Source organism: Propioniciclava sp. MC1595 (assembly GCF_017569205.1).
In the GTDB taxonomy this organism is placed as follows: Bacteria; Actinomycetota; Actinomycetes; order Propionibacteriales; family Propionibacteriaceae; genus Propioniciclava.
The window spans coordinates 1,853,846-1,873,882 of the sequence record NZ_CP071870.1 but is presented as its reverse complement, the minus strand read 5'-3'; the positions used below and the strand labels follow the sequence as shown (position 1 = coordinate 1,873,882).

The window sequence follows — 20,037 nt, the reverse complement described above, 5'->3', positions numbered from 1 at the left end:
GCCGGGAAGAACACAAATGAACACGATGAACCACAGGCCCGACCAGGGCCTGTACCGCCACGACTTCGAACACGACGCGTGTGGGGTCGCCTTCGTCGCGCACCTGAGCGGCGAGCCGAGCCACGCGATCGTCGCCCAGGGCCTGCTGGCCCTGGAGAACCTGGACCACCGCGGCGCCACCGGCGCCGATGAGGCCGCCGGCGACGGCGCCGGCATGTTGCTCCAGGTCCCCGACCGACTCTTCCGCCACACCGTCGACTTCGTCCTGCCCCCGCAGGGCGGCTACGCGGTGGGCATGGCGTTCCTGCCGGCCGACGACGCCGAGCGCGGCCAGGCCAAGCGCCGCATCGAGTACCTCGCCATCGAGGAGGGCCTGCGCGTCCTCGGCTGGCGCGAGGTGCCGATGAGCGGCGACACCCTCAGCCCCGTGACCCTGGCGGTCATGCCCCACATGGAGCAGCTGTTCGTCACCTCCGGGCGCGCCACCGGCATCGACCTCGACCGGCGCGTCTACCCGCTGGTCAAGCGGGTCCGCACCGAGGTGGGCGTCTACTTCGCCTCGCTGAGCTCCCGCACCACGGTCTACAAGGGCATGCTCACCACGCAGCAGCTCGCGGAGACCTTCCCCGACCTGCTCGACGAGCGCACCGAGACCGCGCTGGCCCTCGTGCACAGCCGGTTCTCGACGAACACGTTCCCGAGCTGGGAGCTGGCCCACCCCTTCCGGTTCATCGCCCACAACGGCGAGATCAACACGGTCAAGGGCAACCGCAACTGGATGCGTGCCCGTGAGGCCCTGCTCTCCACCGACCTCATCCCGGGTGACCTGGACCGGCTCTTCCCGATCTGCACCCCCGACGCGTCCGACTCGGCGAGCTTCGACGAGGTGCTCGAGCTGCTGCACCTGGGCGGCCGCTCCCTGCCGCACGCCGTGCTGATGATGATCCCCGAGGCGTGGGAGAACCACGCCGAGATGGACGCCGCCCGCCGCGACTTCTACTCCTTCCACAGCTCGGTCATGGAGCCCTGGGACGGCCCCGCGGCCGTCTGCTTCACCGACGGCACCCTGATCGGGGCCACCCTCGACCGCAACGGGCTCCGCCCGGGCCGCTACTGGGTGACCGACGACGGGCTGGTGGTGTTCGCGTCCGAGGCCGGCGTGCTGCCGATCGAGCAGAGCCGGGTGGTCGAGAAGGGCCGCCTGCAGCCCGGCCGCATGCTGCTGGTCGACCTGGCCCAGCACCGCCTCATCGGCGACGACGAGATCAAGGCGGGCCTGGCCGCCGAGCAGCCGTGGGGCGAGTGGGTCAGCGAGCGCCTGAACCTGGAGGACCTGCCCGAGCGGCAGCACGTCGTGCACAGCCACGCGTCGGTGGTCCGGCGCCAGCAGGTGTTCGGCTACACCCACGAGGAGCTCAAGCAGATCATCGCGCCGATGGCGCAGACCGGCGCCGAGCCGATCGGGTCGATGGGCACCGACACCCCGGTCGCCGTCCTGAGCGACCGGCCGCGCCTGCTGTTCGACTACTTCAGCCAGTTGTTCGCGCAGGTCACCAACCCGCCGCTGGACGCGATCCGCGAAGAGCTCGTCACGAGCCTCGCGAGCTCGGTCGGGCCGGAGGCCAACCTGCTCCAGGCCGGCCCCGAGTCGTGCCAGCAGATCGTGATCAACTACCCGGTGCTGGACTCGGACGAGCTGGCCAAGCTCGTGCGCATCAACCGCGACGGCTCGATGCCGGCCTACGCCAGCCACGTCGTGCGCGGCCTGTACCGGCTGCTCGACGGCCCGGACGAGCTCGCCCGGCGGATCGACGAGATCTGCGCCGAGGTCAGCGCGGCCATCGCCGACGGCGCGCGGATCATCATCCTGTCCGACCGCCACGCCAACATCGACTACGCGCCGATCCCGAGCCTGCTGCTCACCTCGGCCGTGCACCACCACCTCGTCCGAGAGAAGACCCGCACGCAGGTGGGCCTGATCGTCGAGGCGGGCGACGTCCGCGAGGTGCACCACGTCGCCCTGCTGATCGGCTACGGCGCCGCCGCGGTCAACCCGTACCTGGTGTTCGAGTCGGCCGAGGACCTCGCCCGCCGCGAGGTGTTCGTCACCGTCGACCCCGAGAAGGCGCTGGTGAACGTCCGCAAGGCGCTGGGCAAGGGCGTGCTCAAGGTGATGAGCAAGATGGGCGTCTCCACGATCGCGTCCTACACCGGCGCGCAGATCTACGAGGCGCTCGGCCTGGCGTCCGACTTCGTCGAGAAGTACTTCACCGGCACCACCAGCCGGATCGAGGGCGTCGGCCTGGCCGAGATCGCCCGCGAGGTGCAGGCACGCCACGACGTCGGTTACCCGGTCGACCGCCGCACCGTGCCGCACCGCACGCTCGCGGTGGGCGGTGAGTACCAGTGGCGCCGGGAGGGCCCGCCGCACCTGTTCGACCCCGAGACGGTGTTCCGCCTGCAGCACTCCACCCGGGAGAAGCGCTACGACATCTTCAAGCAGTACACCAACCGGGTCGACGACCAGTCGCGCCGCCTGATGACCCTGCGCGGCCTGCTCGAGTTCGACACCGGGGTGCGCGAGCCGATCAGCATCGACGAGGTCGAGCCGGTGAGCGCGATCGTCAAGCGGTTCTCCACCGGCGCGATGAGCTACGGCTCGATCAGCCAGGAGGCCCACGAGACCCTCGCGATCGCCATGAACCGGCTGGGCGGCAAGTCCAACACCGGCGAGGGCGGCGAGGACGCCGAGCGGCTCTACGACCCGACCCGTCGGTCGGCCATCAAGCAGGTGGCCTCGGGACGCTTCGGCGTCACGAGCGACTACCTGACCAACGCCGACGACATCCAGATCAAGATGGCGCAGGGCGCCAAGCCCGGCGAGGGCGGCCAGTTGCCCGGCCAGAAGGTGTACCCGTGGGTGGCGAAGACGCGGCACTCGACGCCGGGCGTGGGCCTGATCAGCCCGCCGCCGCACCACGACATCTACTCGATCGAGGACCTCAAGCAGCTCATCCACGACCTCAAGTGCGCCAACCCGGTCGCCCGCATCCACGTGAAGCTGGTCGCCGAGGTCGGCGTGGGCACGGTCGCGGCGGGCGTCAGCAAGGCCAAGGCCGACGTCGTGCTCATCTCGGGCCACGACGGCGGCACGGGCGCGGCGCCGCTCACCTCGCTCAAGCACGCGGGCGGCCCGTGGGAGCTCGGCCTGGCCGAGACCCAGCAGACCCTGCTGCTCAACGGACTGCGCGACCGCATCGTCGTGCAGGTGGACGGCCAGCTCAAGACCGGCCGCGACGTCGTCATCGGCGCCCTGCTGGGCGCGGAGGAGTTCGGCTTCGCCACGGCGCCGCTGGTGGTCAACGGCTGCATCATGATGCGGGTCTGCCACCTCGACACCTGCCCGGTGGGCGTCGCGACCCAGAACCCCGACCTGCGCGCGAAGTTCTCCGGCCACGCCGACTACATCGTTACGTTCTTCGAGTTCATCGCCCAGGAAGTGCGCGAGCACCTGGCCGCGCTCGGGTTCCGCTCGATCGAGGAGGCCGTCGGACACGTCGAGGTGCTCCGCACCCGGGCGGCCGTCGACCACTGGAAGGCGCAGGGCCTCGACCTCACGCCGATCCTGCACCGCGTCGAGACCGGCGGGCCGCTGCACTGCGTCACGACCCAGGACCACGGCCTGGCCGCCAAGCTCGACAACGAGCTGATCGAGCGCGCGGCGTCCGCCCTGGAGACCGGCGCGAAGGTGCGGTTCGCCACCGCGGTGACCAACGTCGACCGCACGGTGGGCACCATGCTCGGCAACGCCGTGACCAGGGCGACCAAGGGCAAGGGCCTGCCCGACGACACGATCGACATCACGATGACCGGCACCGGCGGCCAGAGCTTCGGGGCGTTCGTGCCCCGCGGCGTCACCCTGCGCCTGGTGGGCGACACCAACGACTACCTCGGCAAGGGCCTGTCGGGCGGACGCCTCGCGGTCCGGCCGGCCGACGACGCGCCGTTCGTGGCCGAGGAGCAGATCGTGGCCGGCAACGTCATCGGCTACGGGGCCACCTCGGGCGAGATCTACATCCGCGGCCAGGTGGGCGAGCGCTTCTGCGTGCGCAACTCGGGCGCCACGGCGGTCGTCGAGGGGGTGGGCGACCACGCGCTGGAGTACATGACCGGCGGTGAGGCACTCGTCCTGGGCGGCACCGGGCGCAACGTCGCCGCGGGCATGTCGGGCGGCCTCGCGTGGGTCCTCGACCTCGACGCGGCCCGGGTCAACACCGAGCTCGTCGACCCCGTTCCCCTGACCGACTCCGACGTCGACCGGGTGGAGACGCTGCTGCGCCGCCACGTGGACATGACCGGCTCGGCCGTCGCCCAGCGCCTGCTGGACGCCGGCGCCCCGGCCTGGCGGGAGCGCTTCACCAAGCTGCTGCCGCGTGACTACGCCCGCGTGCTCGCCGCACGCGCCGACGCCGAGGCCGCGGGCCTCGGCGAGGACGAGACCGTTCGCACGATGATGGAGGCCGCTCATGGCTGACCCCAAGGGCTTCATGACGATCGCTCGGCAGGTCGCCGAGCGCCGCGACCCCACCCAGCGGGTCCAGGACTGGGACGAGGTCTACCCGGGCTCGCCCGGCCGGGCCGTGCTGCCGATCATCCGCCAGCAGGCGAGCCGGTGCATGGACTGCGGAATCCCGTTCTGCCACACCGGGTGCCCGCTGGGGAACCTGATCCCCGAGTGGAACGACCTGATCCACCGCGACCTGTGGCGGGAGGCGACCGACCGGCTGCACGCCACGAACAACTTCCCCGAGTTCACGGGACGCCTGTGCCCGGCCCCCTGCGAGACGGCCTGCGTGGTCGGCATCAACCGGGACCCGGTGACGATCAAGAACGTCGAGGTCGCCATCGCCGACAAGGCGTGGGACGACCGCCGCGTCATCCCGGTCGTGCCCGAGTGGCACACCGGCAAGACCGTCGCGGTGGTCGGCTCGGGCCCGGCCGGCCTGGCCGCCGCCCAGCAGTTGACCCGCTCGGGGCACACGGTCGTTGTCTACGAGCGCGCCGACGACATCGGCGGGCTGCTGCGCTACGGCATCCCCGAGTTCAAGATGGAGAAGAAGGTCGTCAACCGTCGCCTGAAGCAGATGCGTCAGGAGGGCACGGTCTTCAAGCCGAACACGACGATCGGCGTCGACATCACCGGCGAGCAGCTGCTCGACCGCTTCGACGCGGTGGTGCTGGCGATCGGGTCCACGGTCGCCCGCGACCTGCCGATCCCGGGGCGCGAGCTCACGGGCATCCACCAGGCCATGGAGTTCCTGCCCCAGGCCAACAAGGTCGCGGTCGGCAAGAAGGTCGAGGAGCAGATCGTCGCCACCGGCAAGCACGTCGTGGTCATCGGCGGCGGCGACACCGGCAGCGACTGCATCGGGACGAGCCTGCGCCAGGGTGCGGCGTCCGTCACGCAGCTCGAGATCATGCCCACCCCGTCCGACGGACGCCCGGCGGGCCAGCCGTGGCCCACCTACCCCATGCTGTTCCGCGTCAGCACCTCCCACGAGGAGGGCGAGGTCGACCGTGTCTACTCGGTCTCGACGACCGAGTTCGTCGGCACCGAGGGCCGCGTGAGCGGCCTGCGCCTGACCGAGGTGGCGTTCACCGAGGGCCGGTTCGCGCCGGTCGAGGGCACCGAGCGGGAGATCCCGGCCGACCTGGTGCTGCTCGCCATGGGCTTCGTCGGGCCCGAGAAGGCCGGCCTGGTCGAGGAACTGGGCGTCGAGCTCGACGCCCGGGGCAACATCGCCCGCGACGCCGACTACGCCACCAACGTGCCCGGCGTGTTCGTGGCCGGGGACGCCGGCCGCGGCCAGTCGCTGATCGTGTGGGCCATCGCCGAGGGCCGCAGCGCGGCCAACGGCGTGGACGCCTTCCTGCAGGGCAGCTCGGCGCTGCCGAAGCCGATCCTGCCCACCGAGCGGCCGATGATGGTATGACGGTTCACGGCGGAGCCTCGCCCGTCCGGCCGCCCGGCCGGTACGGGGCGCGGCTGGCCGGCCCCGCGTGACCCTTGGCCCCGCCCGGGCCAACTGGCAGGATGCCGCCATGACGGAGCAGCCACGCGTCGCCATCGTCGGTGCCGGCCCCTCGGGGCTGTACGCGGCAGGGTCCTTGCTCAAGGGGTCCGACGACGTCCGCGTCGACATCCTCGACCGCCTGCCCACGCCCTACGGACTGCTGCGTTACGGGGTGGCGCCCGACCACACGAGCATGCAGGGCATCCAGCGGGTGCTGGCCGAGCCGTTCGCCTCCGACAGGGTGCGCTTCTTCGGCATGGTCGAGCTGGGCTCCGACATCACCGCCGACGAGCTGCGCGAGGGCTACGACGCGGTCGTGTACGCGGCCGGCGCCTCCGAGGACCGCCGCCTCGACGTCCGGGGCGAGCACCTGCCCGGCAGCCGCTCGGCCCGCGAGTTCGTGGCCTGGTACTGCGGCCACCCCGACGCCGAGGCGCAGTCGCTCGCCGGGGTCGACACGGCGATCACGTTCGGCGTCGGCAACGTGGCCGTGGACGTGGCCCGCATCCTGCTCGCCGACCCGGACCACCTGGCCACGACCGACATGCCCCCGCCCGTCCTCGACGAGCTCCGCGCCCACCGGGTCGCCGACGTGTGGGTCGTCGGACGCCGCGGGCCCGAGCACGCGACCTTCACCACCACCGAGTTGCGCGAGCTGCTGGCGCTGGACGGCGTCCAGCCCGTGCTGCACGACCCCGTGCCCGACGACCCCGTGGACGCCGACCGGCGCGTGCGCCAGAACCTGGCCGCCCTGCGCGAGGCCGCCGACCGCGTCGTCGAGGAACCGCGGGCGCGCCTGCACCTGGCCTTCTGGCGCCGGCCCGTCGAGCTCGTGGGGGCGTCCGGGGTGCGCGCGGTGGTGCTGGAACGCACCGCGCTGGACGAGGCCGGCCGGGTGGTCGGCACGGGCGAGCGCGAGGTCGTCGTCGCCCAGTTGGTGCTGCGCGCGATCGGGTACCGGGGCAAGCCGCTGCCGGGCGTCCCGTTCGACCCCGAGGCGGGGGTGGTGCCCAACACCGACGGCCGGGTGGTCGACGCCGCCGGCCCGCGCCCCGGCGAGTACGTCGTCGGCTGGATCAAGCGTGGCCCGCTCGGCGTGATCGGCACCAACAAGGCGGACGCCGCGGCCACCGTCCGCAACCTCCTGGCCGACCTCGCCGACCTGCCCGCCCCGACGGGGCCGGACGCCGGGGCGCTGTTGGCGGACCGGGGGAGGCCGGCGTCCACGTTCGCCGACTGGGAGCGCATCGACGCCGAGGAGCAGGCGGCGGGGCAGCGGTTCGGCCGGCCGCGGGTCAAGGTCGCGACGTGGCACGCCCTGTTCGACCTCGTCCGCCACGGCCGGCCGGGTGGACCGCTGGAGCGGGAGGCCGAATAGCCCTCAGCCGGCGGGCGGGTTGTCCAGGTCGGTGACGCGCAGCAGCGTGGACTTGCCGAACAGCGACTCCACGAGGTCGACCGCCAGCTCGGCGGTCGCGTTGCGCACGTCGAGGGCCGGGTTGACCTCGACGATGTCCAGCGACCCCAGCCGGCCGGTGTCGGCGATCATCTCCATGACCAGGTGGGCCTCGCGGTAGGTCGGGCCACCGACGACGGGCGTGCCGACGCCGGGGGCGACGCTCGGGTCGACGAAGTCCAGGTCGAGGGACAGGTGCAGGTGGGTGTCCTCGCCAACCGAGGCCAGCACCCGGGTCATGGCCCGGCGCATCCCGACCTCGTCGAGGAACCGCATGTCGTAGACGGCCATGCCCAGCTCGTGGAGGAAGACCTTCTCGCCCTCGTCGACGCTGCGCAGGCCGACCTGGTGGATCTGGTCGTGGGTGATCGCGGGGGTCCGGTCGGAGAGCCCGGTCAGGACGTCGGGGCCGTGGCCCAGCAGGCAGGCCACCGGCATCCCGTGGATGTTGCCCGACGGGGTCATCTCGTTGGTGTTGATGTCGGCGTGGGCGTCCACCCAGATGATGAGCAGGCGCTTGCCCGCGGCGCGGCAGTGGGCGGCGACGGCGCTGATCGACCCGATGGCCAGCGAGTGGTCCCCGCCCATGAGGATCGGCAGGCGCCCGTCGGCCAGCTCGGCAGCCACGGCGTCCCGGACGGCGTGGTTCCAGGCCGTGACCTCGGGCAGGTGCTTGTAGCCGTCGACGGGGCCCTGCCGGGGGTTGGGCGGGCCCTCGACGTCGCCGACGTCGCGGACGTCATTGCCGAGCTCACGCAGGGCCGAGCCGAGCAGGGCGACGCGCAGCGCGCCGGGGCCGAGGCGGCAGCCGGCGACGGAGGCGCCGACGTCGGTGGGTGCTCCGATCAGGGAAAGACGCATGGTCGCCAGTCTCCCGAGGGGGTGGCCGGGTCGCAACCGTTAACTGTCACCTGCGCAGGCTAGGGTGGGGCACCTTGGGAGGTTGACACCACACATGGGCGACGAATTCGTTCACCTGCACTGCCATTCCGAGTTCTCGATGCTGGATGGCGCGGCGCGCCTGAAGGCGCTCGCGAAGGGTGCCGAACACATGGGCATGACCGCGTTGGCGGTCACCGACCACGGCAACGTGTTCGGCGCCTACGAGTGGTACAAGACGGCGAAGGGCAGCCCCGTCAAGCCGATCATCGGCCTCGAGGCGTACCTCACCCCGAGGACCCACCGCTCCGAGCGCAAGCGGGTTCAGTTCGGCGACGGCACGGGCGACGACGTGGCGTCCAAGGGCGCCTACACCCACATGACGATGTGGGCCTCCGACAACGAGGGCATGCACAACCTGTTCCGGCTGAGCTCGCTGTCGAGCCTGGAGGGGTTCTTCTACAAGCCGCGCGCCGACCGGGAGCTGCTGAACCGCTACGGCAAGGGCCTGATCGCCACGACCGGGTGCCCCTCGGGCGAGGTCCAGACCTACCTGCGCCTGGGGCAGTACGAGCAGGCCGTGGCCTCGGCCGCCGAGTTCCGCGACATCTTCGGGGCCGGCAACTTCTACGTCGAGCTCATGGACCACGGGCTCGACATCGAGACCCGCGTGCGCGCCGACCTGCTGCGCCTGGCCAAGGAGCTGGCCCTGCCGCTGGTGGCCAGCAACGACCTGCACTACGTGCACGCGACCGACGCCGACGACCACGACACACTGCTGTGCGTGAGCGCCGGCGCGAACAAGGACACCCCGGGCCGCTTCAAGTTCGACGGGACGGGCTACTACCTCAAGAGCCCGACCGAGATGCGGCAGCTGTTCAGCAACCTGCCCGAGGCGTGCGACAACACGCTGGCGATCGCCGAGCGGTGCAACGTCACCTTCGACGAGGGGATGGGCACCTACATGCCCCAGTTCCCCGTCCCGGTGGGGGAGTCGGAGGAGTCCTGGTTCCACAAGGAGGTCCGCCGCGGGCTCGAGGAGCGCTTCCCCGACGGCGTCCCCGACTACGCCATCAAGCAGGCGGAGTTCGAGGAGCAGGTCATCATCGGCAAGGGTTACGCCGGGTACTTCCTCGTCGTGGCCGACTTCATCAACTGGGCCAAGGCCAACGGCATCCGGGTGGGTCCGGGCCGTGGCTCGGGCGCCGGCTCGATGTGCGCCTTCGCGATGCGGATCACCGACCTCGACCCCGTGCCCCACGGCCTGATCTTCGAGCGGTTCCTGAACCCCGAGCGCCCCTCGATGCCCGACTTCGACGTCGACTTCGACGAGCGTCGTCGCGGCGAGGTGATCCGGTACGTCACCGAGAAGTACGGCGACGACCGGGTCTGCCAGATCGTCACCTACGGCACGATCAAGGCGAAGCAGGCGATCAAGGACGCCGGCCGCGTGCTCGGCAAGCCCTTCGCCCTGGGCGAGAAGATCACCAAGGCGTACACGCCGCCCGTCATGGGCAAGGACGTGCCGATCGCCGAGGTCTTCAACCCCGAGCACGGCCGCTACGGCGAGGGTGCGGAGTTCCGCGAGCTGTACAACACCGACCCCGAGGTGAAGGAGGTCGTCGACACCGCCCGCGGCATCGAGGGCCTCAAGCGCCAGTGGGGCGTCCACGCCGCCGGCGTGATCATGTCGAGCAAGCCCCTGCTGGACGTCATCCCGATCATGAAGCGGGAGCAGGACGGCCAGATCATCACCCAGTTCGACTACCCCAGCTGCGAGAGCCTGGGCCTGGTCAAGATGGACTTCCTGGGCCTGCGCAACCTCACGATCCTCGACGACGCCGTGCGCAACGTGAAGATCAACACCGGCGTCGACCTCGACCTCGACGCGCTGGCCCGCGACATGACCGACAAGGCGGCCTACGAGCTGCTGGCCTCGGGCGAGACCCTGGGCATCTTCCAGCTCGACGGTGGCGGCATGCGCTCGCTGCTGCGGCTGATGCAGCCCGACAACTTCGAGGACATCTCCGCGGCGCTCGCGCTCTACCGGCCGGGCCCGATGGGCGCCGACTCGCACACCAACTACGCGCTGCGCAAGAACGGCCGGCAGGCCATCGAGCCCATCCACCCCGAGCTGGCCGAGCCGCTGGCCGACATCCTCGACACGACCCACGGCCTGATCGTCTACCAGGAGCAGGTGCAGCAGATCGCGCAGAAGGTGGCCGGGTACAGCCTCGGCAAGGCCGACCTGCTGCGTCGCGCGATGGGCAAGAAGAAGAAGGAGGTCCTCGACGCCGAGTTCGTGCCGTTCAGCGACGGCATGCGGGCCAACGGGTACTCCGACGCCGCGATCAAGGCGCTGTGGGACATCCTCGTCCCGTTCTCCGACTACGCGTTCAACAAGGCCCACACCGCCGCGTACGGCGTGATCTCCTACTGGACCGCCTACCTCAAGGCCCACTACCCGGCCGAGTACATGGCCGCGCTGCTGGAGTCGGTGAAGGGCGACAAGGACAAGACCGCGATCTACCTCGGCGAGTGCCGCCGGATGGGCATCAAGGTGCTGCCGCCCGACGTCAACGAGTCGGAGGAGATGTTCACCCCGGTGGGCTCCGACATCCGCTACGGGCTGGGCGCGATCCGCAACGTCGGCCACAACGTGGTGCAGGGCATCATCGAGGCCCGCACCGAGAAGGGGCCGGCCCGCGACTTCAACGACTTCCTCGACCAGGTGCCGGCCGTGGTGTGCAACAAGCGCGTCATCGAGTCGCTGATCAAGGCCGGGGCGTTCGACTCGCTCGGCCACACCCGGCGCGGGCTGATGGAGGTCTTCGAGGAGAAGGTCGACCAGGTGGTCGGCCTCAAGCGCAACCAGGCGCTCGGCCAGGACGACCTGTTCGGCGACTTCTTCGGGGGCGACGACGCGGACGCCGAGGGCGGCGGCCTGCTCCACTCCACCCCCGTGCCCAACCTGGCCGAGTGGGAGAAGATGACGCGGCTGGCGTTCGAGCGCGAGATGCTCGGCCTCTACGTCTCCGACCACCCGCTGCAGGGCCTCGAGCACGTCCTCGCGGCCAACCGCGACCTCGGCATCCAGCAGTTGACCGCCGACGACGGCCCCCGGGACGGCGTGGTCACGATCTGCGGCATGATCACCGGCATCCAGCGCAAGCAGACCAAGGACGGCAAGGTCTGGGCGATCCTGAGCGTGGAGGACCTGGACGCCTCGATCGAGGTGCTGGTGTTCAACAAGGCCTACGCCCCCGTGGCGATGTCGCTGGGCACCGACGTGGTCGTCCGGATCAAGGGGCGCCTGCGCGACCGCGACGACTCGGTCGAGCTCACCGCCTCCGACGTCAGCTTCCCCGACGTGAGCGCCGGGCCGTCCGGGCCGGTGACGATCTCCCTGCCCACCGCGCGGTGCACCCCCGAGGTCGTCGAGCAGCTCAAGTTCACGCTGCGCCAGCACCCGGGCACCCAGGAGGTGCGCGTCCGGCTGGTGAGCCCGCAGCGCGCGACGGTGTGGCGCCTGGACGACCGCCTGCGCGTGCAGAACACCAACTCGCTCGTGGCCGACCTCAAGGCGCTGTTGGGGCCGTCCTGTGTCAGCGCCTAGCATCACTGCCATGGGGTTCCGCAGCGCGGTGAGCCGCACGCTGGTGCTGACCGTCCTGGCCGTCCTGGTCGGGGCGGTGGCCGCGCTGCTGTGGGCGAACCTCGCGGTGCTGCCGGAGTGGACGGTCCAGGCCGACGGCCACGCCGAGATCTCCGACAGCGGCCGCGCCGAGATGTTCTCCGCCTCGTTCTGGTACTCGATCCTCGCCATGGCCGGCGGCCTCGCCCTCGGCATCGCCGCGTGGGTGCGGCTGCGGGTGATCGGGTGGCCGGTCGCGGTGATCACGGCCGCCCTGGCCGTCGTCGGCGGGCTGACCTGCTGGTGGCTGGGCGAGGTGTTCGGCCCCGGCCCGTTCCCCGAGCGCCTGGCCGCCGCCCAGGCCGGCGACAAGGTCGAGGTCGCGCTGCTGCTGTCCGCGCCGTCCGCCCTGGCCGTCTGGGTGTTCGCCGCCGTCGCCGTCCCGCTGTTCGCCGCGTCCCTGGGCCCCGAGGTCGCCAAGGCGCCCCGCGATGCCTGAGCGGGCCCTCGAGGTCGAGCGGAAGTTCACCGCACCGGCCGGGTTCGCCCCCGACTTCACGGGGCTCGTCGAGGTGCTGGCCACCGCGGTCCACGAGCTGGATGCCACCTACCACGACACCCTGGCCTGCGACCTCGCCGACGCCGGCTGGTCCCTGCGCCGCCGCACCGGCGGGCACGACGACGGCTGGCACCTGAAGCGGCCCGCCACGGGCGAGGGACGGGTCGAGGTCACCGCCGCCCTGTCGGCCGATGTTCCCGGGGCGCTGCGCCAGGAGGTCCGCGAGGTGACCGGTCTGGCGGCCGTCATCCCCGTGGCCCGCCTCCGCACCACCCGCGTGGAGACCTTCCTCGGCACCGACGGCGTCCCCGTCGCCACCCTGGCCCAGGATGCGGTGCGGGCCACCACGCGGGCGGGGGAGGATGCCTGGGCCGAGGTCGAGGTCGAGCTGGTGCCCGGGGTGCCCGCCGCGCTGCTGGACGGGCTGTCGGAGCACCTCGTCGCCGCTGGCGCCACCGTGGCCCCGCACACCTCCAAGGTCGCCAGGGCGCTGGCCGCGGTGCCCCGCTTCACCCCGCCCGCCTCGCCCGAAGCCCCGGCCGCCGACGTCCTGCTGGCCTGGGCCGCGCGCCAGGTCGGGGTGCTGCAGGCCCTGGAGGCCGGCGTCCGCACCGACGAGCCCGACCACGTGCACAAGGCGCGCGTCGCGACCCGCCGGCTGCGCAGCCTGCTGAAGACCTTCGCCCGCCTGTTCGACACCGACCGCACGCGACCGCTCCGGGCCGAGCTGCGCTGGCTGGGCACCGTCCTGGGCGAACCCCGCGACGCCGAGGTGCTGCGGGAGGAGTTCGGCGACCTGCTGGCCGAGCTGGGCACCGACGTGGCGCCCGAGGTGCGCCACGGGCTGCTCGACCACCTGCGCGCCGAGCACGACCGGGCCCACGCGGCCCTCGTCACCGAGCTGGACGGCGAGCGCGCCGCCGCGCTGCGGGCGGCCCTCGTCTCCCTGCTCACCGACCCGCCCCTGCGCGGCCGCGCCGACCGGCCGGCTGGCGAGGTCCTGCCGCCCCTGCTGGCCCGGGCCGTCGCCGAGGTGTCCCGCCTCCGGGAGGAGGCCCGCGAGGCCCCCGAGGAGCTCGAACGCTGGCACGAGGTGCGCAAGGCCGCCAAGGCGGTGCGCTACGCGTGTGAGGCCATGGAGGCGTCCGTCCCCGGGCTGTCCGACGAGGTCACCGCGTGGGAGGCGGTCACCGAGTCCCTCGGGGAGCTGCAGGACACCGCGGTCGCGAGCGACCTCATCGTGCAGGTCGCGCGGCGCAGCGGCGCGGACCCCGACACCGGCGCGTGGCGGGTGCTGCGCGACGCGCAGTCCGACCGGCGCCGGGCGGCGTTCGCCGAGGGGCAGCTCGCGCTGGCCGCGGTGCTCGACCGTCGGCCCTGAACCGCGTCGGTCAGCGGCCGATCGGTGCGAAGGTCGCGTGCGTGGCTGCGGCCAGGTCGGCGGGCGCGATCCCCAGCTGCAGGCCGCGCTTGCCGCCCGAGACGTACATCACGTCCAACGCCTCGGCCGACGCGTCGATGACCGTGGGCAGGGGCGTCCGCTGTCCGATGGGGGAGAGCCCGCCCACGACGTAGCCCGACGAGCGTTCGGCCACCTTCGGGTCGGCCAGCTCGGCCTTCTTCGCGCCGAGGGCGGTGGCGATGGCCTTGAGGTCGAGGCGTCCGGCGACCGGGACGATGCCCACCGCGAGCTGCCGGGGGCCGGTGGTGACGACGAGGGTCTTGAAGATCACCGCCGGGTCGAGGCCCGTCTCCCGCGCCGCCTCGGCGCCGAAGTCGGTGCTGTCGTCGTGGTGGATGTACTCGACTGGGGTGAAGGCGATGCCGGCCGCGGCCAGCGCGGCCGTCGCCGGGGTGCCGCCCGCGGCCTGCTTGCGCCGGGCCATCAACGCAGGCCCGCGACGAGGGCGACCAGCACGGGCGCGAAGACCAGCGCCGGCAGCAGGTCGCCGACCGGGATGTTCTTGAGCTTGAGCAGGCGCACGCCCAGCGCCATGAGCATGACCCCACCGGTCGCGGTGAGGGCGTCGATCTGGGCCATCGAGAACAGGTCGCCGAGCAGGAAGGCGGCCAGCGTGAGGCTGCCCTGCACCAGACCGACGGCGATGGCCGAGAACAGCACGCCCCAGCCGAGGGTGCTCGCGAACGCGATGGCGGCGAAGCCGTCCAGCACGGCCTTCACCAGGAGCTGGTCGGCGCCGCGGCCCAGGCCGTCCGACAGCGAGCCGAGGATGGTGAGCGGGCCGATGCAGAACAGCAGCGTCGGGGTGACGATGGCGTCGACGAACGTGCCCGCGTCGCCGGTGCCCGAGAAGCGCTGGCGCAGCCACGCCGCGCCCCACTCCAGGCGCTGCTCGATGCGCAGGGCCGAGCCGACGATCGCGCCGAACAGGAGCGAGCCGAGCACGATGAGCATGGGCGCCCCGGCGCCGACGGCGTCGGCGAGGTTCTGGGATGACATCGTCAGGGCCGAGCCGACGCCGAGGACCAGCGTGATCAGGCCCAGCACGTCGGTGATGGTGCCGCTGGTGCGCTCGGGGATGCGGTCGCCCAGGAGGCGCCCGATGACCGCGCCGAGGGCCACGGTGACCACGTTGGTGACCGTCCCGATCCCGATGAACATGGGGCCCATAGAATCACCCCCGTGGAACTCCGCCTGATCGATGTCCGAGGACTGACCCCCGACTACCGCGCCGTGGTGCCCCGCGGCGCGTTCGACATCGACCATGCCCTCGGGGCGGTGAAGGGGATCTGCGACGCGGTCGCCGAGCGCGGAGAGGCGGCCCTGCGCGAGTTCGCTGAGCGTTTCGACAAGGTCGTGCCCGAGCACCTGCGTGTACCGGCCGAGGTGCTGGCGCGCTGCGCCGACGAGCTCGACCCCGAGGTGCGCGCGGCCTTCACCGAGTCCATCCGCCGGCGCCGCGAGGTCGCCGAGACCGAGGGGACGCCGGACCTGGTCCGCGCCGAGGTCGCACCCGGCGCCGTGGTCGAGACCAAGACCGTCCCGGTGGCGCGCGTCGGTCTCTATGTGCCCGGCGGCCTCGCGCCGCTGGCCAGCAGCGTGCTGATGAACGTCGTGCCCGCGCAGGTCGCCGGCGTCGGCTCCCTCGCGGTGGCCACCCCGCCGAGCGCAGAGTTCGGCGGGCTGCCGCACCCGTCCATCCTGGGCCTGTGCCACCTGCTGGGCGTCGACGAGGTCTACGCCGTCGGCGGCGCTCAGGCGATCGCGATGTTCGCCCACGGCGTCGAGGGCCTGTGCGCGCCGGTCGACCTGGTCACCGGGCCCGGCAACATCTGGGTCGTGGCCGCCAAGCGGTACCTGCGCGGCGTGGTGGGCATCGACTCCGAGGCCGGCCCCACCGAGATCGCCGTGCTCGCCGACGACTCCGCCGACGCCGCGTACGTCGCCGCCGACCTGATCAGCCAGGCCGAGCATGACCCGATGGCCGGCTCGGTGCTGGTGACCGATTCGCCCGAGCTCGCGGCGTCCGTGAACGGCCTGCTGGCCGGGCAGGTGGCCGCGCTCGACAACGTCGACCGCATCGAGACCGCCCTCACCGGCCCGCAGTCGGCGATCGTGCTGGTCGACGACATGGAGCAGGGCCTGGCCGTCGTCGACGCCTACGGCGCCGAGCACCTCGAGGTGCACACCCGCGACGCCTACGCCCTGGCCCACCGGGTGCAGAACGCGGGCGCGATCTTCATCGGCCCGTGGTCGCCGGTGCCGCTGGGCGACTACTCGGCCGGCTCCACCCACGTGCTGCCCACGGCCGGCGCCGCCCGGTACCAGTCCGGGCTCACGGTGCGCAGCTTCTGCAAGACCGTGCACCTGATCCACTACACCGAGGGAGCGCTGCGCGAGGTCGGCCCGACCGTCGAGCGGTTCGCCCGCGAGGAGCGCCTCCCCGGCCACGCCGCGGCCATCACGGTGCGCACCGCCGCCGAGCAGGGGGACCGCTGGTGAGGCCGAACCCGTCGCTGGACGACCTGCCGCTGCGCCCCGAGCTGGTGGGGGAGGAGCCCTACGGCGCCCCCCAGCTCGACGTGCCGGTGTGCCTGAACGTCAACGAGAACCCGTACCCACCGTCGGAGGCCACCCTGGCCGAGATGGCCGAGGCGATCCGGGTGGCGGCCTACCACCGCTACCCCGACCGCGAGGCGTCCGAGCTGCGTGGGCTGCTGGCTGCCTACCTCGGCCACGGGCTCGAGATCGGGAACGTGTGGGCCGCCAACGGCTCGAACGAGGTGATGACGCACGTGCTGGGCGCCTTCGGCGGTCCCGGACGCCGTGTGCTGAGCTTCACCCCCACCTACTCGATGTACCCCGAGTACGCCCGCAACACGCACACCGACTACGTGACGGTGGCGCGCCGCGACGACTTCGGCCTCGACGCCGGGCTGGTGCTCGACGCGATCGCCCAGCACCAGCCCTCGGTCGTGCTCATCACCACGCCCAACAACCCGACCGGCACCACGACCCCGCTCGAGGTGGTGGCCGAGGTGCTGGCCGGCACCGACGCGATCGTGGTGGTCGACGAGGCCTACCAGGAGTTCGCCCGCGAGCCGGGCCGGACCGCCCTCACCCTGCTGGGCGAGCACGGCAACCTCGTGGTGAGCCGCACGATGAGCAAGGCCTTCGCCTTCGCGGGCGGCCGGCTGGGCTACCTGGCCGCGGCCCCCGCGATCGTGGACGCCTGCCGCATCGTCCGCCTGCCCTACCACCTGTCGGCGCAGACGCAGGCGGTGGCCTCGGTCGCCCTGCGCCACGCCGACGAGATGCTCGCCCGCGTCGACGACCTGCGGGCGGCCCGTGACGAGCTGCTGCGCCGCGCGCCGGCGATGGGCTTCGTGGTCGTCGACTCGGACGCGAACTTCGCGCTCGTCGGCCGGTGGGCCGACCGCCACCTCGCGTGGCAGCAACTGTTGGACCAGGGCGTCCTCGTCCGGGAGACTGGCCCGGCCGGGTACCTGCGCGTCAGCGCGGGGACGCCCGAAGAGATGGAGGCGTTCTACGCCGCGTTGGCGCGCGTGGACGCGCCGAGGATGGGGGAGTGATGGCACGCACGGCACGCGCGGAGCGGTCGACCAGCGAGAGCCAGATCGTCGTCGAGGTGAACCTCGACGGCACCGGTGTGGCGAACGTCAGCACCGGGGTCGGGTTCTACGACCACATGCTGACCGCGCTGGCGAAGCACTCCCTGATCGACATCACCGTCGAGGCCACCGGCGACGTGCACATCGACGGCCACCACGTGGTCGAGGACACCGCGATCGTGCTGGGCCAGGCCCTGCGCGAGGCGCTCGGTGACAAGAAGGGCATCAAGCGCTTCGGCGATGCCCTGGTGCCGCTGGACGAGGCCCTCGCCCGCTGCGTGGTCGACGTGGCCGGCCGCCCGTACGTGGTGTGCACCGGCGAGCCCGACGCGCAGGTGTACGCGCGCATCGGCGGCTCCGGTGTGCCGTACCAGGGGTCGATGACGTACCACGTGGTCGAGTCCCTCGCCCTGAACGCGGGGCTGTGCGTGCACCTCGACCTGGTCCGCGGGCGCGACCCGCACCACATCGTCGAGGCCCAGTTCAAGGCGCTGGCCCGTGCGCTGCGCACGGCCGTCGAGCCCGACGCACGCATCGAGGGCGTCATCCCCTCGACCAAGGGCGCCCTGTGACCCTGGTCGCGGTGCTCGACTACGGCTCGGGCAACCTGCACTCGGTCACGCGCGCCCTCGCGGTGACGGGCGCCGAGGTGGTCCTCACCGCCGACCCCGCCGCGGCCGTGGCCGCCGACGGGCTCGTCGTCCCCGGCGTGGGCGCCTTCGCGGCGTGCATGGCGGGCCTCGAGGCGGTCGACGGGCCCCGGATCATCCGCGAGCGGTTGGCGTCCGGACGCCGCGTGCTCGGCATCTGCGTCGGCCACCAGGTGATGTTCGGGCTGGGCTCGGAGCACGGGGTGGAGACCGCCGGCGTCGGCGTCCTGCCCGGCGTGGTGGAGGGGCTGGCCGCCCGCCGCCTGCCCCACATGGGCTGGAACACGGTTGATGTCCCGGCCGGGTCGGCGCTGTTCGCCGGCGTCGAGGACGAGCGGTTCTACTTCGTGCACTCGTACGCGGCCCGGGCGCTGCCCGAGGCGGAGGGTGTCGCCGTGACCTGGGCCGAGCACGAGGGCGACCGCTTCGTCGCCGCGGTCGAGGCCGGGGCGCTGGCGTCCACGCAGTTCCACCCCGAGAAGTCCGGCGACGCCGGAGCCCGCCTGCTGCGCACCTGGGTGGCCGCCCTCCGATGAGCGCCGACGGCCTGTACCTCCCGCCCGCGAGGTCGGGTGTTGCGTGGCTGCTCGACCCCGATCATCCGCACCTGGCCGAGCGGGTGGACGCAGCGCTCGCGTCCACCGCGGACACACCGGTCGACCCTGACGCCTTCAGCGACGACCTCGGCGTGCTCGCCCTCCTGCTCCAGGAGCGGCACTTCGGCATCGCCACAGGCCGGGTCGCAGCCGGCCCGGCACTTGCGGCGATCCATGCCGCCGCGGAGCGCTGCCGGCGCGAGCGGCGGGCCACCTTCGGAGACGCGTGGGGCACCCTCGTGGACGACCTCCGCTCCCTGACCGGGGACCGGCACGTCCAGGCCACCGGGGCCGGCCCGAGCGTGATCCGTGCTGACGACCCCGCGGCCGCATTCCCTGCGGGCGAACCCGCGGTGCAGGTCTCCTCCGATGACGGGGTGCTGTGGGTTCGTCTCGCCCGGCTGGCGGGGTCGGCGAAGGATCTGGCCGATCTGAGCCGCTTCGTGGAGGAGGCTCCCGCCCACTTCCGTCACGACCGCATCGTCGTCGACCTGCGGGGCAACACCGGCGGCGACGACAGCTTCGTGCTCGCGTGGGCCGCCCAGGGGGTCCCGGAGGCCATCAACTACCCCGAAACCGCCCGGGAGTGGCGCATCGGTGGCTTCGTCCCCAACGCCTGGAACTGGGCGGCGATCGAGGAGTCCCGGCACGGGCCGGGAGGTCTGCCCCCCGAACTCGCGAAGCACCGGCACACGCCCGGTCCCGCCGACGTCCTCAAGGTTGTTGACGTGGCACCTGCCCACGTGCCGGTGGGTCCCGTGCCCTGGCGGGGCCGGATGCTGGTGCTCACCGACGCACGCACCGGCTCGTCGGGGGAGTCGGGCGCCTGGATCCTCAAGCACCTGCTCGGCGCACGCCTGGCGGGAGCCCCGGGCAAGGGATGCATCGAGTACGGGAACATCGCCCCCTACGTGCTGCCCAACACCGGGGCCGTGGTGACCCTGGCGACCAAGCACAACGACTACGGATTCCCCGTCGAGATGCAGGGCTTCCCCGTCGACGTCGAACTCGACGTGACCCTGCCTGCCGCAGAGCTGGTCGCGGCATGGCGGTGGGATGCCTCGTCGGTTCCACCCAGCCTGGGCTAACCTCGCC

The 20,037-nt window shown here is 72.3% G+C and carries 14 protein-coding genes; 11 read left to right on the top strand and 3 right to left on the bottom strand.

Translation table 11 applies throughout. From position 1 onward, the window contains the following. Nucleotides 1-25 precede the first annotated feature (25 nt). The 3 genes from gltB (at nucleotide 26) to J4N02_RS08870 (ending at nucleotide 7,452) form a co-directional block, all read left to right on the top strand. Complete coding sequence (gene gltB, locus J4N02_RS08880) at nucleotides 26-4,534, top strand: glutamate synthase large subunit (RefSeq protein WP_188333939.1); 4,509 nt, start codon at nucleotides 26-28, stop codon at nucleotides 4,532-4,534. Further along, complete coding sequence (locus tag J4N02_RS08875; RefSeq protein WP_188333940.1) at nucleotides 4,527-5,993, top strand: glutamate synthase subunit beta; 1,467 nt, start codon at nucleotides 4,527-4,529, stop codon at nucleotides 5,991-5,993. The genes gltB and J4N02_RS08875 overlap by 8 nt, the downstream gene beginning before the upstream one ends. Nucleotides 5,994-6,102: 109 nt before the next feature. Beyond that, the gene (locus tag J4N02_RS08870) at nucleotides 6,103-7,452 is read left to right on the top strand and encodes a ferredoxin-NADP reductase (protein ID WP_188333941.1); all 1,350 of its coding nucleotides are present in this window, start codon (nucleotides 6,103-6,105) and stop codon (nucleotides 7,450-7,452) included. Nucleotides 7,453-7,455: 3 nt separating this feature from the next. Here the strand turns inward: J4N02_RS08870 and rocF are convergent, their stop codons facing one another. Then, entirely contained in the window at nucleotides 7,456-8,391 is a 936-nt protein-coding gene (rocF, locus tag J4N02_RS08865) for an arginase (RefSeq protein ID WP_182815125.1), read from the bottom strand. A 94-nt stretch (nucleotides 8,392-8,485) separates the two neighbouring features. On the opposite strand from rocF, the gene dnaE reads away from it, so the two are divergent. From dnaE to J4N02_RS08850, 3 genes are read left to right on the top strand one after another with little or no spacing between them, the layout of a single operon-like run. Continuing rightward, nucleotides 8,486-12,025 (top strand): DNA polymerase III subunit alpha, encoded by a 3,540-nt coding sequence (gene dnaE / locus J4N02_RS08860; protein ID WP_188333942.1) that lies wholly within the window; start codon nucleotides 8,486-8,488, stop codon nucleotides 12,023-12,025. 10 nt (nucleotides 12,026-12,035) lie between these two features. Then, nucleotides 12,036-12,542 carry a hypothetical protein gene (locus J4N02_RS08855; protein ID WP_182815123.1) on the top strand — a complete coding sequence of 169 codons (507 nt, stop codon included), beginning with the start codon at nucleotides 12,036-12,038 and terminating at the stop codon, nucleotides 12,540-12,542. After that, nucleotides 12,535-13,983 carry a CYTH and CHAD domain-containing protein gene (locus J4N02_RS08850; protein WP_188333943.1) on the top strand — a complete coding sequence of 483 codons (1,449 nt, stop codon included), beginning with the start codon at nucleotides 12,535-12,537 and terminating at the stop codon, nucleotides 13,981-13,983. The genes J4N02_RS08855 and J4N02_RS08850 overlap by 8 nt, the downstream gene beginning before the upstream one ends. Nucleotides 13,984-13,993: 10 nt before the next feature. On the opposite strand, the gene ybaK is transcribed toward J4N02_RS08850, so the two are convergent. Together ybaK and J4N02_RS08840 are read right to left on the bottom strand one after the other, a co-directional pair. Further along, nucleotides 13,994-14,488 carry a Cys-tRNA(Pro) deacylase gene (gene ybaK, locus J4N02_RS08845; RefSeq protein ID WP_182815121.1) on the bottom strand — a complete coding sequence of 165 codons (495 nt, stop codon included), beginning with the start codon at nucleotides 14,486-14,488 and terminating at the stop codon, nucleotides 13,994-13,996. Further along, entirely contained in the window at nucleotides 14,488-15,225 is a 738-nt protein-coding gene (locus tag J4N02_RS08840; protein WP_182815120.1) for a DUF554 domain-containing protein, read from the bottom strand. The genes ybaK and J4N02_RS08840 overlap by 1 nt, the downstream gene beginning before the upstream one ends. Before the next feature lie 21 nt (nucleotides 15,226-15,246). Here J4N02_RS08840 and hisD point away from each other — a divergent pair, with 21 nt between their 5' ends. From hisD to J4N02_RS08815, 5 genes are read left to right on the top strand one after another with little or no spacing between them, the layout of a single operon-like run. Continuing rightward, nucleotides 15,247-16,566: a histidinol dehydrogenase gene (hisD, locus tag J4N02_RS08835; protein ID WP_188333944.1), complete on the top strand. Its 1,320-nt coding sequence runs from the start codon at nucleotides 15,247-15,249 to the stop codon at nucleotides 16,564-16,566. Beyond that, nucleotides 16,560-17,657, top strand: coding sequence for a histidinol-phosphate transaminase (locus tag J4N02_RS08830; RefSeq protein ID WP_182815275.1), 1,098 nt, complete (start codon nucleotides 16,560-16,562; stop codon nucleotides 17,655-17,657). The genes hisD and J4N02_RS08830 overlap by 7 nt, the downstream gene beginning before the upstream one ends. Beyond that, on the top strand, nucleotides 17,657-18,268 hold the full coding sequence (gene hisB, locus J4N02_RS08825; RefSeq protein WP_182815118.1) for an imidazoleglycerol-phosphate dehydratase HisB: 612 nt from the start codon (nucleotides 17,657-17,659) through the stop codon (nucleotides 18,266-18,268). The genes J4N02_RS08830 and hisB overlap by 1 nt, the downstream gene beginning before the upstream one ends. Further along, nucleotides 18,265-18,882, top strand: a complete 618-nt coding sequence (gene hisH / locus J4N02_RS08820) for an imidazole glycerol phosphate synthase subunit HisH (RefSeq protein WP_188333945.1) — start codon at nucleotides 18,265-18,267, stop codon at nucleotides 18,880-18,882. Before hisB ends, hisH begins: the two co-directional genes overlap by 4 nt. Further along, nucleotides 18,879-20,030 (top strand): S41 family peptidase, encoded by a 1,152-nt coding sequence (locus J4N02_RS08815; RefSeq protein WP_188333946.1) that lies wholly within the window; start codon nucleotides 18,879-18,881, stop codon nucleotides 20,028-20,030. The genes hisH and J4N02_RS08815 overlap by 4 nt, the downstream gene beginning before the upstream one ends. Nucleotides 20,031-20,037 lie beyond the last annotated feature (7 nt).